Raw genomic sequence first — 12,458 nt, forward strand, 5'->3', positions numbered from 1 at the left:
CACCGCGCAGCACGCGCCGCTGATCCAAAGGACGAGCAAGAGCCGGCCCGCAATACGCGAACGTCCCACCGGGTAGCTCACCGACGGGGCGCCGTGCATGGGTACTGGGATTTCAAGCGCGCTTGAACACCAGCGTGCCGTTGGTGCCGCCGAACCCGAAGTTGTTCTTCACGGCGACATCGATCTTGACATCGCGCGCCTCATTGGCGCAGTAGTCGAGGTCGCACTCTGGATCCTGATTGAAGATGTTGATCGTCGGCGGACTCTTCTGATGATGGATTGCCAGCACGGTGAACACCGACTCGATGCCCCCGGCCCCCCCGAGCAGGTGGCCGGTCATGGACTTGGTCGAATTCACCACCATCCTCCCGGCATGCTCGCCAAAGGCCTTCTTGATCGCGTTGGTCTCGTTGAGGTCGCCGAGTGGCGTCGAGGTACCGTGTGCGTTGAGATACTGGACCTGGTCGGGGTTGACGCCGGCGTTGCTCAGCGCCGCCACCATCGAGCGACGCGGCCCATCGACGTCTGGAGCGGTCATGTGGAAGGCGTCGGCGCTCATGCCAAAACCGGCGACCTCGGCGTAGATCTTGGCTCCGCGGGCTTTGGCTCGCTCATATTCCTCGAGCACCACCACTCCAGCGCCTTCGCCGAGCACGAAGCCGTCACGGTCGCGATCCCAGGGACGGGAGGCCGTGGCCGGGTCGTCATTGCGCGTCGACAACGCGCGCGCCGCGGCGAACCCACCGATGCCGAGTGGCGAGACCGTGGACTCGGCACCGCCAGCAATCATCACATCGGCGTCGCCATACTCGATCATCCGAGCGGAGGTGCCAATCGAATGCAGACCGGTAGTACAGGCCGTAACGATCGCAATGTTCGGCCCCTTGAATCCGTACTGGATCGACACATGGCCGGAGATCATGTTGATGATCGACGCGGGCACGAAGAAGGGCGACACGCGGCGCGGACCGCGATTGGTCAGCTCGGCATGCGTCGCCTCGATCATGGGAAGGCCACCGATGCCCGAGCCGATGTTGCAGCCGATGCGCACGGCGTCTTCGTGGGAAAGTGCATCGCCGGTCGGTAGACCACTGTCCTGCACCGCTTGCATGGCAGCGGCCAAGCCGAGATGGATGAAGCGATCCATATGGCGCGCTTCCTTCTCGGCGATGTACTGAGTAATGTCGAAGCCCTTCACCTCGCCTGCGAACTTGCAAGCAAAAGCGCTCGCATCGAAACTGGCAATGGTGTCGATACCCGACTTTCCGGCGAGCAGATTGGCCCAGGACTCGGAGACGGTATTTCCGACAGGGGCAATGCAACCGAGTCCGGTCACAACGACGCGGCGTTTGGTCATGCCGGCAAACCTTTCTGGAGGCACTGAGACCCTCGGACGGCCTTCACGATCATGGCAGCCGCGGACCGATGCGGGAACCCAGCGTGGCCGATATCAGGCCTTTTGATTCTTGGTGGCGTAATCGACCGCATTCTGGACGGTCGTGATCTTCTCGGCGTCTTCATCGGGGATCTCGATGCCGAACTCGTCTTCGAGTGCCATCACCAGTTCGACCGTGTCGAGCGAGTCCGCACCGAGGTCCGCGACGAAAGCCTTCTCGTTGGTGACCTGGGACTCTTCAACGCCGAGTTGCTCGGCAATGATTTTCTTGACACGTGCTTCGATATCGCTCATTTGCTTCCCTCTGAGGGTTGTAGGTAATCGATGATTTTAGCCGGCCAGATCACGGCATTCAGACCTGACCCAGCCGACAAAGGAATTGCGTCTTGCGTTCACATATGCATGCCGCCATTGACATGCAGCTCCTGCCCTGTCACATAAGCGGCCTGAGGCGAAGCCAGGTAGGCGACGGCATGGGCGATATCTGCCGGCTTGCCGAGATGGCCAAGCGGGATTTGCGCCAGCAGCGCCTGCTGCTGGGCTTGCGGCAGGTTGGCCGTCATGTCGGTTTCGATGAAGCCGGGCGCGACACAGTTGACGGTGATATTGCGGCTGCCAAGCTCGCGTGCCAGCGCGCGCGTCATGCCGGCGACGCCGGCCTTGGCGGCGGCGTAGTTGGCCTGGCCGGCATTCCCCGACGCCCCGACCACGCTGGTGATGCTGATGATGCGGCCGTACCTCTGCTTCATCATAGGACGGATCGCCGCACGCGAGAGGCGGAAAACGGCGTTGAGATTGGTGTCGAGCACCGCATTCCAGTCCTCATCCTTCAGGCGCATGGCCAGCATGTCGCGCGTGATCCCGGCGTTGTTGACCAGCACGTGAATAGCTCCATAGGCTTTGACGATCTGGTCGATCAACGCCTCGACCGCCGGGCCGTCATTCACGTCGAGCGTCAAGCCGCGTCCGCCATGAGCGCCAAGCGCGGCGGTGATCCGGTTGGCGCCCTCCTCGGTAGTGCCGGTGCCGATGACCTGCAGCCCACGATGCGCGAGTTCGAGCGCGATTGCCGCCCCGATACCGCGCGAGGCGCCAGTGACCAGAGCCACCTGGCCTTCGAATTTGGGAATGCTCATTGGAGAGGGATGTTGAGGCTCGGCGCTCAGGCGCCGAGCAGTTGCTGGGTTTCCGCCCGGGTCGCCGGGTCGTAGACGGAGGCGGCGACGAGTTCAGGCGAAATGCGCTTGGCCATTCCGGCGAGCACCTTGCCAGGCCCGCACTCGACGATGACCTCCATGCCGCGTGCTTTCAAAGCCAGCACGCTTTCGACCCAGCGCACGGGGCCCGCTGCCTGGCGAACCAGGGCGTCGCGGATCCGGTCGGCGTCGGTTTCCACCGCCACGTCGATGTTGTTGAGGATCGGGATCTGCGGTACTGCCAGGCTCACAGATGCCAGCCGTTGGCGCAAGGCTTCTGCAGCCGGCCGCATCAGGCTGGAATGGAAGGGCGCCGATACCGGCAACGGGAGCGCGCGCTTGGCACCCTGGGCCTTGAGCACCTCGCAGGCCTTGTCGACCGCGGCCTTGCTGCCGGCGATCACCGTCTGCATCGGGTCGTTGAAGTTCACGGCCTCGACAACTTCGTCGCTGGCGAGCCCGAACGCGGCGGTCACCTCTGCGCAGCCCGCCTTCACCTTTTCCGCGTCCATGCCGAGGACCGCTGCCATCGCGCCCGCGCCCACCGGCACGGCCTGCTGCATTGCCTCTGCACGAAAACGCACCAGCGGCACCGCCTGTGCCAGCGTGAGCACGCCGGCAGCGACGAGCGCGGAATACTCGCCAAGCGAATGGCCGGCGACGAACGCCGGCTTGGCACCGCCTTCGGCCAGCCAGGCCCGCCAGGCCGCAACGCCCGCCACCAGCATGACTGGCTGGGTATTCGTGGTGAGCCCCAGCGCCTCCTTCGGGCCCTCGCGGATCAGGCGCGCGACATCCTCGTCCAGCGCGTCAGAGGCTTCACGCAGGGTCTCAAGCACGGCATGGTGATCCCCCCAGGCATCAAGCATGCCGACCGCCTGCGAGCCCTGGCCCGGGAATACGAAAGCGAAGGATTTCATTGTGGTCTCCGTTGCACGCCCCGCCGTCCGACCAGGGCGGCGCATCGCACTACATATTCAATAGCACCGCGCCCCAGGTGAAGCCCCCGCCTACGCCTTCGAGCATGACCGTGTCGCCCTTCTTCACCTTGCCCGCACGGACTGCCTCGTCCAATGCCAGTGGAATGGAGGCCGCAGAGGTGTTGCCATGCTCGTTGACCGTCACGATCAGCTTTTCGAGCGGCAGCTTGAGCTTTCGCGCGGTGCCTTCCATGATGCGGATGTTGGCCTGATGGGGAATCAGCCAGTCGATCTCCGTGTTGTCCTTGCCGGCCTTCTGCAGGCAGGCGCGCGCGGCCTCCTCCAGCACGCGGACCGCGAGCTTGAACACGGCCTGACCGTCCATATGAAGCAGCGGGGTGCCGAGCACATTGCCACCCGAGACATGGCCGGGCACGCACAGAATGCCGACGTGCTTGCCGTCGGCATGCAGATCGCTGGCAAGAATGCCGGGCTCGGTGCTGGCTTCTAGCACCACCGCGCCGGCGCCATCGCCGAACAGCACGCAAGTGGTGCGGTCGTTGAAATTGAGGATGCGTGAGAACACTTCCGCACCGATGACAAGCGCGCACTTGGCGCTTCCCGTGCGGATCATCGCGTCCGCCACTGTCAAGGCGTAAACGAAGCCGCTGCACACGGCCTGTACGTCAAATGCAGCGCAGCCGGCGATACCCAGCTTATTCTGAAGAATGGCCGCTGAGGAAGGAAACACCATGTCGGGCGTCGAAGTCGCGACGATGATCAAGTCGACCTCGGCAGCGCTGCGGCCCGCAGCCTCGAGCGCATGCCTCGCGGCCTGAACTCCCAGATCGCTGCTGGTCACCTCCGGTGCAGCAAAGTGGCGCGCACGGATGCCGGTCCGCTCGACGATCCACTGATCAGAGGTTTCGATGCCGCGCGCCGCGAGTTCGCGGGCGAGGTCGTCGTTGGTCACTCGACGGGGCGGCAGGTAGCTGCCGGTGCCGGTGATGCGGGAAAAAAAAGTCATCAAACGTGGAGCGCCGCGGTGTCGACCGGCGTCGCCGGCTCTTGCCGGGCGAGCAATGGCGCGGCGTGGGCGATGCGGGCCCGCACGCGATCGAGCAGGTTGTTGCGAGCGGCATCATAAGCGCGATCGAGCGCATGACCGAAAGCCACTTCGTCCGCAGAGCCATGGCTCTTGAATACCAGCCCGCGCAGCCCGAGCAGGGCCGCGCCGTTGTACCGGCGATGGTCCAGGCGACGCTTGAGCGCTTTAAGTACCGGATAGGACACGATTGCAGCAAATTTGCTGAAAATACTGCTCGAATATTCGATTCGAAGAAAGTCAACGATCATCGACGCGACGCCTTCCGTGGCCTTCAACGTGACGTTCCCAACGAAACCGTCGCAGACGACGATGTCCGTCGTACCTTTGAAAATGTCGTTGCCCTCAACGTTGCCGTAAAAGTTCAGATCACCGGAGTTCGCAGCTTTTCGGAGCAGCTGGCTCGCTTTTTTGATCGTTTCGCTGCCCTTGATCGCCTCTTCGCCCACATTGAGCAGGCCGACCGAAGGCGACTCATTCCCGGTAAGCGCGGAGACCAGCGCCGATCCCAGCACGGCAAATTGCAGAAGGTCCCCGGCATCGCAATCCACATTGGCGCCCAGATCGAGCACCGTGGTCGCACCACCCTTGCCATTGGGCAGTTGGGGCGCAATGGCTGGGCGATCGATTCCTTCAAGTGTCTTGAGGAGGTAGCGCGCAATCGCCATCAACGCGCCCGTGTTGCCGGCCGAAACCGCGGCCTGCGCCACGCCATCCTTCACTTGCTGAATCGCGACCCGCATGGACGAGTCCTTCTTCTTGCGGAGCGCGACTTCGATGGGGTCATCCATGCCAACAACTTCGCTGGCTGGTATGAGCCGGGCGCGCGCGTGCGAAAAGCCAGCTAGCGCAGCTGGCGCGCCGACCAGAAGCAGGAAGGCCTCGTTGTGGCGCTCGAGAAAAGTCCGACAGGCCGCGAGCGTGACACGCGGCCCATGATCTCCGCCCATGCAATCGACGGCCAGCGTGATCGCGCGGGGTGGGGACGTTACGGAGTTGGAGGACGTAACCATCAAAACAAAGGCCCGACGCTACAGCAAAAGTAGCTTCGGGCCTTCAGCCTTGAAACCGCAGGTCAGGCTTCTGACTTAGTCTTGAGGACCTTGCGGCCACGATAGAAGCCGTTGGGGCTGATGTGGTGGCGCAGATGCGTCTCGCCGGTCGTCGGCTCGACAGCCAAGCCGGGCGTTCCAAGTGCGTTGTGGGAACGATGCATGCCGCGCTTGGAGGGCGACTTCTTGTTTTGCTGGACAGCCATGCTGGCTCCTGAATTGTTCGGGTGAGTGGGTGGACACGCGCCCCACTGTCGGTCTGGCGGCCACTGCCGTCCATCCGCAACATGCAAAGGGAAGCGCGCGCGAAGCCCTCGATTATAGCTTCATCGATGCACGTGATGCCAGTCCTTCAATTTAGAGGCTATTTCTGCTTGTCCGACCGCAAGGCGCCGAGCACGGCAAAAGGATTCGGGCGAGCCGCGTCTGCGGCGTCGAACTCGGGATCCACGGCGGTTAGCTTCACTGGTTCCGGACAGTGCTCGTGTCGAGGTGTAACAGGAATTTCCATTAGCAATTCATCCTCGATCAACGCATGCAGATCAAAATCTCGGCTTGCGACGAGCACGTCCTCTTCGGATTCCTCATCTTCAATAGCGGCTGTACTTTCGTCAGGGACGAATCGAAACCACCGATCAACCTTCAATTCCACGTCCACCGGTGTCAGGCATCGTTGGCAGACCAGCGGCACCGTTGTGAAAGCGCATAGATGGAGCCAGGGAACAGCGCCTTCCGAATGCCCCTCGCGCTCGATGCCGACAGCGTCCCAGCGCACGCGCGAATCGGCCGTTGGGCCGGCCAGTTCCGCGGCCAAGCGAGGATAGGTGTGGACGGGCTCTTCGCCCGAAAGCGTCGCGGCCAACTTCGCGAAGCGGTTCACGTCGAGCTTGTCGGGGGTGAATTCTCTGCTCATCGTCATCAGTCTAAACCGCTCACGCACAATCATGGGTCATGCACCCCACCGTGATTCTTGCCTCGACCTCGCGATATCGCCGCGAGTTGCTCGCCCGCTTGCTCCTACCCTTCGAGGTCCATCCCCCTGCGGTTGACGAAACACCGCTGCCTGACGAGCAGCCAAGAGCTCTCGCCGAGCGGCTGGCCTTTGAAAAGGCCATGGCGGTCGCGCGCCGCTTTCCGGAGGCAGTGGTGATCGGCTCCGATCAGGTAGCCGATCTGGCGGGCGAGCCGCTGGGCAAGCCAGGCGACCACGCCCGCGCGACCGAGCAGCTGCGCCGCATGCGCGGTCAGACCCTGCTTTTCCAGACCGCCGTCGCCGTGGTCTGCCAATCCACCGGCTTCAGCCAGCGCGAGCTCGTCCCCGTGCGGGTCGTATTCCGTAATTTCAGCGACGCGGCGATCGAGCGCTATTTGCAGGCAGAGCAGCCGTACGACTGCGCAGGCAGTGCCAAAAGCGAAGGCTTGGGCATCGCGCTTCTGGACGCCATCGACAGCGACGACCCCACGGCGCTGGTCGGCCTGCCTTTGATCCGCACCGCCAACATGCTTCGCGCCGCAGGGATCGATCTGCTGTGAGCCGAGGCAAGCTCTACCTGGTTCCGGCGCCGCTGGATTTCGGATGCGATTCGCAAACAGCATTGCAGGACGTGCTGCCGCAAGGCACGTTGCAGGCGGCAGCCGGCATCACCCACTGGATCTGCGAAAACGCAAAGTCGGCACGCGCTTACCTCAAGCGCATCGATGCGATCGTGCCGCTTGCCGCGCCGCTACAGGCGCAGCAGATCCAGGAGTTGCCGCGCGAAGTCCACAAAAAGGGCGATCACCAAGCCGGCCAGTTCGATGCACGCCCGCTGCTCGCCGCAGCGCTGGCCGGCGCCGACATCGGATTGCTCAGCGAGGCCGGCATGCCGGCGATTGCCGATCCTGGGTCATCGGTTGTGCGCGCAGCCCATGAACTCGGCATTGCACTGGTACCTCTCACCGGGCCGGTGTCGCTGCTGCTCGCGCTAGTGTCCAGCGGACTGAACGGCCAGAATTTCGCCTTCGTGGGCTACCTGCCGCAGGAAGCCGAGGCACGCGCCCAACGCATCCGCGAGCTCGAATCGCTCGCGCTGCGCACGGGCCAGACCCAGCTCTTCATCGAAACGCCGTACCGCAATGCGGCACTGCTGCAAGCCTTGATGCAGACACTTCAGCACAACACACGACTCGCGGTGGCCCGCGGGCTGACCCTGGCGAGCGCCGACATCCGTAGCGAGACGGTGAAAGCCTGGCGTGCCAAGCCCGTCGCCACCGACGAACGCTCACCCGCCGTGTTCGCGATCGGGCGCTAGGCGTGTCTGCCACCGTCATGCAGCTGTCCGCGCGCACGCGTTGGGCGTCGCGCACGCAGTTCTTCGCCTCGGGCTTCATCTTCGCCACTTGGGGAGTGCATATCCCGACAGTAAAAGCCCAATACGCCATCAGTGAGGCTGAACTCGGACTGGCCATGCTCGCAGCTGGCGTGGGCGCCCTGCTTGGCCTTACGCAGGCGAGCCGGTGGATCGGCCGCTACGGCGCGCGGACGACAGCGCGTTCCTGCGGCGCCATCTACGCCCTGCTGCTCGCTGGCCTGCTGGTCATGCCGGGCTATACGGCGTTGCTGGGCGTGTTGGCGGCCTTCGGCGTCGTCACCAGCGTATTCGACGTGGCGATCAACACCGAGGCTGCAGAACTCGAACTGCGCAACGGGCGCCCGCTCATGAGCGGGATGCACGGCATGTTCAGCCTGGGCGGCATGGCCGGCGCGGTGACCGGCAGCGCTGTGCTGGCCGCGGGCATGGCGCCGCAGTTGCATCTGACGCTCGTGGCGAGTGCAATGGCATCGGCGATCGTGTTCGCCGCCCAACGGATGCTGCCCCGCGAAGTCACTGCTTTCGCGGTCAACAACGAAGGCTTCCGCCTGCCTCGCGGCGCCCTCGTCATCCTCGGCGTGCTGGCCGCGCTGGGGTTGATTGCCGAAGGTGCGATCTACGACTGGAGCGTGCTCTACCTCAAGCAGGAGCTGGGCAGTCCGCAACAGCAGGCCGCCCTCGCCTACGCCAGCTTCTCGGCCGCCATGGCCGCGACACGCTTCTGCGGCGACGCTATGCGGGCACGCTTGGCGCCAGCAGTGCTGCTGCGCGGCAGCGCCCTGCTGGCTGCGGCCTCCATGACATTGGTTTTGCTGACCGAAGCGCCCCGTCTGGCGCTGGTCGGATTTGCAGGCGTGGGAGTCGGATTCGCCAACGTCGTGCCGATCCTGTTCGCGGCCTCGGCACGCGTGCCAGGGATCGAACCAGCGCGCGGCATTGCGGCGGTTTCCGCGGCGGCCTATCTGGGCTTCATGGCGGGGCCGCCTGTGATCGGCTTCCTGGCCGAGGCCAGTTCGCTGACTGCGGCGCTCTATGTTGTGGTGGTCTTCGCCATCGGGCTTGCAGCGTCGGCGCGTTGGGCCGACCCGGCCTGATCAACGCAGCGCCGGTGCGCTGTGCATTGCACGGACCGAAGCATCGCCGAGCGCCGCGCCGAACTTCTTGGCGAGCTTCTCGGCCACGTTGTCGCGGCGGGTGTAGTCGATGACTTCCTCGGCTTTGACGACCTCACGTGCGACAAAGTCGACATTGCCGAGCTGATCGGCCAGGCCGAGATCCACCGCCTGCTGGCCGCTCCAGAACAAGCCACTGAACAGGCCTGGCGTGCCGGTCTTCAGCCGATCGCCCCGGCCCTTCTTGACCACGTCGATGAACTGCGCGTGGATCTGCTCGAGCATCTGCTGCGCATGTGCGCGCTGGGCGTCGCTCATCGGGCTGAAGGGATCGAGGAAGCCCTTGTTCTCGCCGGCAGTCAGCAGCCTGCGCTCGACCCCGACCTTCTCCATCAGGCCTGTAAATCCGAAGCCGTCCATCAGCACGCCGATGCTTCCGACAATGCTGGCCTTGTCGACGAAAACCTTGTCGGTCGCCGCGGCGATGTAGTACGCCGCAGAGGCGCAGGTCTCCTCGACCACAGCGTACACCGGCTTGTTGTGCTTGGCCCGCAGGCGGCGGATCTCGTCGTTGATGATGCCGGCCTGCACCGGGCTTCCGCCGGGCGAGTTGATCAGGAGCACGACCGCCTTGGCGCCCTCGTCCTCGAAGGCGGTCTTCATAGCCGCCACGACGAATTCCGCGCTTGCATCGGCCCCGTTGGCGATCTCACCCTTGATTTCGACCACCGCGGTGTGTGCCGTGGTCTTGGCGGTGGCCGGCGTGCCGCGCGAAATGGCGAGCCACACCAGGAAGATGAAAAAGGCCAGCCAGCTCAGCCGCACGAAAGTTTTCCAGCGGCGTGTGGCCTGCTGCTCGCGCAGGCTGGCGAACGCGAGCTTCTCGAGCGTGGCGCGCTCCCAGCCGGGTTGCTGCGTCGGATCGTTCCTCGAGCTGCCGTGCGCTGGGCTGGCGCGTTCGAAAGGCTCGAAACCCTCGGGTTCCGTGCGGTGGGGATCAGTCATGTCAGAAAGCCAGGGGTTGGAGGTTCCAGGCAGTATGCCAGTGCACCACGCCGTCCCGTTCGCTCAATGCGATCTTCACCAGGCCGCCGCGGCAGGGCCCGCCCGCGCATTCGCCCGTGTCCGGCTTGTAGACGGCGCCATGGGTCGCGCACAGGAGCCACTGGCCGCTATCGTCGAAGAAGCGATCGGGCTGAAAGTCCAGTTCCATCGCCACGTGACTGCAGCGGTTCAGGTAGGCATGTGCCCGGCCTTCGTAGCGGACCGCGAAAGCACGGCAAGTCTGGCCGCCGTAAACCACGTCGAAGGGCACGGCACGGCCGCCCTCCAGCAGATCGGCCGCATTGCACAGCGGAATGCATTCGCTCATTCAATGATTTTCATGCGTTGTCGAGCAGCCACTGCGTCAGACCGGGCACCGAGTGCGCCACATACAGCGGCTGCAGCGAGTCGAAAGCATCCGGCTCGTGCGCACCGTAGCTCACGCCCACACTCGCACAGCCGGCATTGATCGCGAGCTGCAGATCGTGGGTCGTGTCGCCGATCATCAGCGCGCGCTCGGCCGGCACCTCCAGTTCCTCCATCAGCTCGAGCAGCATGCGCGGATGCGGCTTGCCGAAAGTCTCGTCGGCCGTGCGCGACGCGTCGAAGCGCTCGCGCAGCGCGACGGTGGCCAAGGCTTCGTTCAGTCCGCGCCGAGACTTACCCGTGGCCACCGCGAGCTTGTGTCCTCGCTCGTGGAGTGCGTCGAGCATCGGCAGGACGCCGTCGAACAGCACGAGGTCGTCCTGGTGCTTGAGATAGTGGTACCGATAGCGAGCCCCAAGCTCCGCGTATTTTTCGCGGGGTACATCGGGCGCCGCGCGGGCCAGCGCCTCGGCGAGGCCCAGGCCGATCACCCACGCGGCGTCGTTCTCGCTCGGCTTGGCGCCGCCGACGTCGAGCACTGCGGCCTGGATGCAGCGCACAATGAGCCGGGTGGAGTCGTAGAGGGTGCCGTCCCAATCGAAGGCGATCAGGTCGAAACGGCGTGGGCGGATGTCAGTCATGGGTCACGGGCATGGCGGAGACGGCGAGTGCCTCGAGCGCGGGGCCGGGCATGAGCGCGCGCAGCTCAGGCGGCAGCTCTGCCTGCAGCGCCATGCGCTCGCCGCGCGCGGGGTGGGTGAACTGGAGGCGCCAGGCATGCAGAAACATGCGCTTGAGGCCGAGCCTCTGGAGCACGCGGTTGCGCTCGAAGTCGCCGTACTTGTCGTCGCCGGCGATCGCATGGCCAGCGGAGGCGAGATGGACTCGAATCTGGTGGGTGCGGCCTGTCTTGATGGTGACGGCGACGAGGGAAAAGGCATCCGGCTCGATCGGCAGCGAAACCCGGGCCAGCACCTCGACCAGTGTCACGGCACGCATCGCGTCGGGATGGTCCCTCGCGACAATGCGCACGCGCCGCTCGCCGGGTTCGGTAGATCCCGGTCGGCTCGGCAGCAAATACCGTGCGAGCGGAGCGTCGAGCACCTTCTTGTTCGCTGGCCAATGTCCCTCGACCAGCGCCAGGTAGGTCTTGCCGGTCTCTCGCTCGCGAAACTGTTGCTGCAGGCCTGTCAAGGCACTGCGCTTCTTCGCGACCAGCAGGATGCCCGAAGTCTCGCGGTCCAGCCGATGCACGAGTTCGAGGAATCGTGCCGTCGGCCGCGCCGCGCGGAGCTGCTCGATGACGCCGGAGCTCACTCCGCTGCCGCCGTGAACCGCCACGCCCGCCGGCTTGTCGATCGCAAGCAAGGCATCGTCCTCGTACAGCAACGGGAACTCGCGCGCGGGCGGGGACGGCGAGCTATCCGCGCGGTGGCCCACCGTGGCCATTCGCAACGGGGGCAAGCGCAGCACGTCGCCTGCTTCCAGCCGGGTCTCGGCCTGCGCCCGCCCCTTGTTGATGCGCACCTCGCCGGACCGGATGATCCGGTAGACATGGGTCTTGGGGACGCCCTTGAGCTCCCTGAAGAGGAAGTTGTCGAGTCTTTGACCCGCAAATTCACCATCGACTGTCAGAAAGCGAACTTCTGATGCCGCGGGGCTTGCCTTCGCACCTATAATATTTTTCACCAGCGCGGTCTTGTAAGTGCTTGATTAAACAGAAGTTTAGAGCACGACCGGCAGCGCTGCGAGGTCGATGCCGCTTGGGCGTTGAAACTGCAGGCCGCGCGCAAATGTGCAAGGCGGCAGCCGCTCCATCCAAGCCAAGCCGACGCCCACGAAACACCGATACGGAATACCAGCCGGCAGGCAACAGGCTGTCGGCGGATCGAAGCGAGTCCCTTTGTGTTGATGCT

Annotated in this window: 15 protein-coding genes; 3 read left to right on the forward strand and 12 right to left on the reverse strand. The window is 64.5% G+C overall.

Going from position 1 to position 12,458, the window contains the following annotated elements; genetic code table 11:
* Positions 1 to 112: 112 nt before the first annotated feature.
* From fabF to G3W89_RS22520, 8 genes are all read right to left on the reverse strand, one after another.
* A complete protein-coding gene (fabF, locus tag G3W89_RS22485; RefSeq protein ID WP_162576248.1) occupies positions 113 to 1,357 on the reverse strand; it encodes a beta-ketoacyl-ACP synthase II in 1,245 nt (414 codons plus the stop codon).
* 93 nt (positions 1,358 to 1,450) lie between these two features.
* Positions 1,451 to 1,690, reverse strand: coding sequence for an acyl carrier protein (gene acpP, locus G3W89_RS22490; RefSeq protein ID WP_007830471.1), 240 nt, complete (start codon positions 1,688 to 1,690; stop codon positions 1,451 to 1,453).
* A gap of 98 nt (positions 1,691 to 1,788) precedes the next feature.
* Entirely contained in the window at positions 1,789 to 2,532 is a 744-nt protein-coding gene (gene fabG / locus G3W89_RS22495; protein WP_162576249.1) for a 3-oxoacyl-ACP reductase FabG, read from the reverse strand.
* Positions 2,533 to 2,558: 26 nt separating this feature from the next.
* Positions 2,559 to 3,512 carry an ACP S-malonyltransferase gene (gene fabD / locus G3W89_RS22500; protein ID WP_162576250.1) on the reverse strand — a complete coding sequence of 318 codons (954 nt, stop codon included), beginning with the start codon at positions 3,510 to 3,512 and terminating at the stop codon, positions 2,559 to 2,561.
* A gap of 49 nt (positions 3,513 to 3,561) precedes the next feature.
* Entirely contained in the window at positions 3,562 to 4,539 is a 978-nt protein-coding gene (locus G3W89_RS22505) for a beta-ketoacyl-ACP synthase III (RefSeq protein ID WP_162576251.1), read from the reverse strand.
* Positions 4,539 to 5,630 (reverse strand): phosphate acyltransferase PlsX, encoded by a 1,092-nt coding sequence (gene plsX, locus G3W89_RS22510; RefSeq protein WP_162576252.1) that lies wholly within the window; start codon positions 5,628 to 5,630, stop codon positions 4,539 to 4,541. Before plsX ends, G3W89_RS22505 begins: the two co-directional genes overlap by 1 nt.
* 62 nt (positions 5,631 to 5,692) lie before the next feature.
* Positions 5,693 to 5,875, reverse strand: coding sequence for a 50S ribosomal protein L32 (gene rpmF, locus G3W89_RS22515; RefSeq protein WP_006297202.1), 183 nt, complete (start codon positions 5,873 to 5,875; stop codon positions 5,693 to 5,695).
* A gap of 158 nt (positions 5,876 to 6,033) precedes the next feature.
* Complete coding sequence (locus G3W89_RS22520; protein ID WP_162576253.1) at positions 6,034 to 6,582, reverse strand: YceD family protein; 549 nt, start codon at positions 6,580 to 6,582, stop codon at positions 6,034 to 6,036.
* A gap of 38 nt (positions 6,583 to 6,620) precedes the next feature.
* Between G3W89_RS22520 and G3W89_RS22525 the strand changes: the two genes are divergently transcribed.
* From G3W89_RS22525 to G3W89_RS22535, 3 genes are read left to right on the forward strand one after another with little or no spacing between them, the layout of a single operon-like run.
* Entirely contained in the window at positions 6,621 to 7,202 is a 582-nt protein-coding gene (locus G3W89_RS22525; protein ID WP_162576254.1) for a Maf family nucleotide pyrophosphatase, read from the forward strand.
* A complete protein-coding gene (locus tag G3W89_RS22530) occupies positions 7,199 to 7,960 on the forward strand; it encodes an SAM-dependent methyltransferase (RefSeq protein WP_162576255.1) in 762 nt (253 codons plus the stop codon). The genes G3W89_RS22525 and G3W89_RS22530 overlap by 4 nt, the downstream gene beginning before the upstream one ends.
* A 17-nt stretch (positions 7,961 to 7,977) precedes the next feature.
* Positions 7,978 to 9,114: an MFS transporter gene (locus tag G3W89_RS22535; RefSeq protein WP_162577608.1), complete on the forward strand. Its 1,137-nt coding sequence runs from the start codon at positions 7,978 to 7,980 to the stop codon at positions 9,112 to 9,114.
* On the opposite strand, the gene G3W89_RS22540 is transcribed toward G3W89_RS22535, so the two are convergent.
* From G3W89_RS22540 to G3W89_RS22555, 4 genes are read right to left on the reverse strand one after another with little or no spacing between them, the layout of a single operon-like run.
* Positions 9,115 to 10,137 (reverse strand): S49 family peptidase, encoded by a 1,023-nt coding sequence (locus G3W89_RS22540; protein WP_162576256.1) that lies wholly within the window; start codon positions 10,135 to 10,137, stop codon positions 9,115 to 9,117.
* Between the two features lies 1 nt (position 10,138).
* The gene (locus G3W89_RS22545) at positions 10,139 to 10,504 is read right to left on the reverse strand and encodes a Rieske (2Fe-2S) protein (RefSeq protein ID WP_162576257.1); all 366 of its coding nucleotides are present in this window, start codon (positions 10,502 to 10,504) and stop codon (positions 10,139 to 10,141) included.
* Between the two features lie 10 nt (positions 10,505 to 10,514).
* Positions 10,515 to 11,183, reverse strand: a complete 669-nt coding sequence (locus tag G3W89_RS22550) for an HAD-IIIA family hydrolase (protein WP_162576258.1) — start codon at positions 11,181 to 11,183, stop codon at positions 10,515 to 10,517.
* Positions 11,176 to 12,231: an RluA family pseudouridine synthase gene (locus G3W89_RS22555; protein WP_162576259.1), complete on the reverse strand. Its 1,056-nt coding sequence runs from the start codon at positions 12,229 to 12,231 to the stop codon at positions 11,176 to 11,178. Before G3W89_RS22555 ends, G3W89_RS22550 begins: the two co-directional genes overlap by 8 nt.
* Positions 12,232 to 12,458: the final 227 nt, after the last annotated feature.

This window comes from Variovorax sp. PBL-H6 (genome assembly GCF_901827155.1).
Taxonomy (GTDB): domain Bacteria; phylum Pseudomonadota; class Gammaproteobacteria; order Burkholderiales; family Burkholderiaceae_C; genus Variovorax.

Bases quoted from the DNA above. Each gene is read 5' to 3' on its own strand.
- G3W89_RS22535 (WP_162577608.1), top strand. From the start codon at position 7,978: ATGCAGCTGTCCGCGCGCACGCGTTGGGCGTCGCGCACGCAGTTCTTC.
- fabD (WP_162576250.1), bottom strand. From the start codon at position 3,512: ATGAAATCCTTCGCTTTCGTATTCCCGGGCCAGGGCTCGCAGGCGGTC.
- fabF (WP_162576248.1), bottom strand. From the start codon at position 1,357: ATGACCAAACGCCGCGTCGTTGTGACCGGACTCGGTTGCATTGCCCCT.
- fabG (WP_162576249.1), bottom strand. From the start codon at position 2,532: ATGAGCATTCCCAAATTCGAAGGCCAGGTGGCTCTGGTCACTGGCGCC.
- G3W89_RS22545 (WP_162576257.1), bottom strand. From the start codon at position 10,504: ATGAGCGAATGCATTCCGCTGTGCAATGCGGCCGATCTGCTGGAGGGC.
- G3W89_RS22550 (WP_162576258.1), bottom strand. From the start codon at position 11,183: ATGACTGACATCCGCCCACGCCGTTTCGACCTGATCGCCTTCGATTGG.
- rpmF (WP_006297202.1), bottom strand. From the start codon at position 5,875: ATGGCTGTCCAGCAAAACAAGAAGTCGCCCTCCAAGCGCGGCATGCAT.
- G3W89_RS22520 (WP_162576253.1), bottom strand. From the start codon at position 6,582: ATGAGCAGAGAATTCACCCCCGACAAGCTCGACGTGAACCGCTTCGCG.
- plsX (WP_162576252.1), bottom strand. From the start codon at position 5,630: ATGGTTACGTCCTCCAACTCCGTAACGTCCCCACCCCGCGCGATCACG.
- acpP (WP_007830471.1), bottom strand. From the start codon at position 1,690: ATGAGCGATATCGAAGCACGTGTCAAGAAAATCATTGCCGAGCAACTC.
- G3W89_RS22505 (WP_162576251.1), bottom strand. From the start codon at position 4,539: ATGACTTTTTTTTCCCGCATCACCGGCACCGGCAGCTACCTGCCGCCC.
- G3W89_RS22540 (WP_162576256.1), bottom strand. From the start codon at position 10,137: ATGACTGATCCCCACCGCACGGAACCCGAGGGTTTCGAGCCTTTCGAA.
- G3W89_RS22525 (WP_162576254.1), top strand. From the start codon at position 6,621: ATGCACCCCACCGTGATTCTTGCCTCGACCTCGCGATATCGCCGCGAG.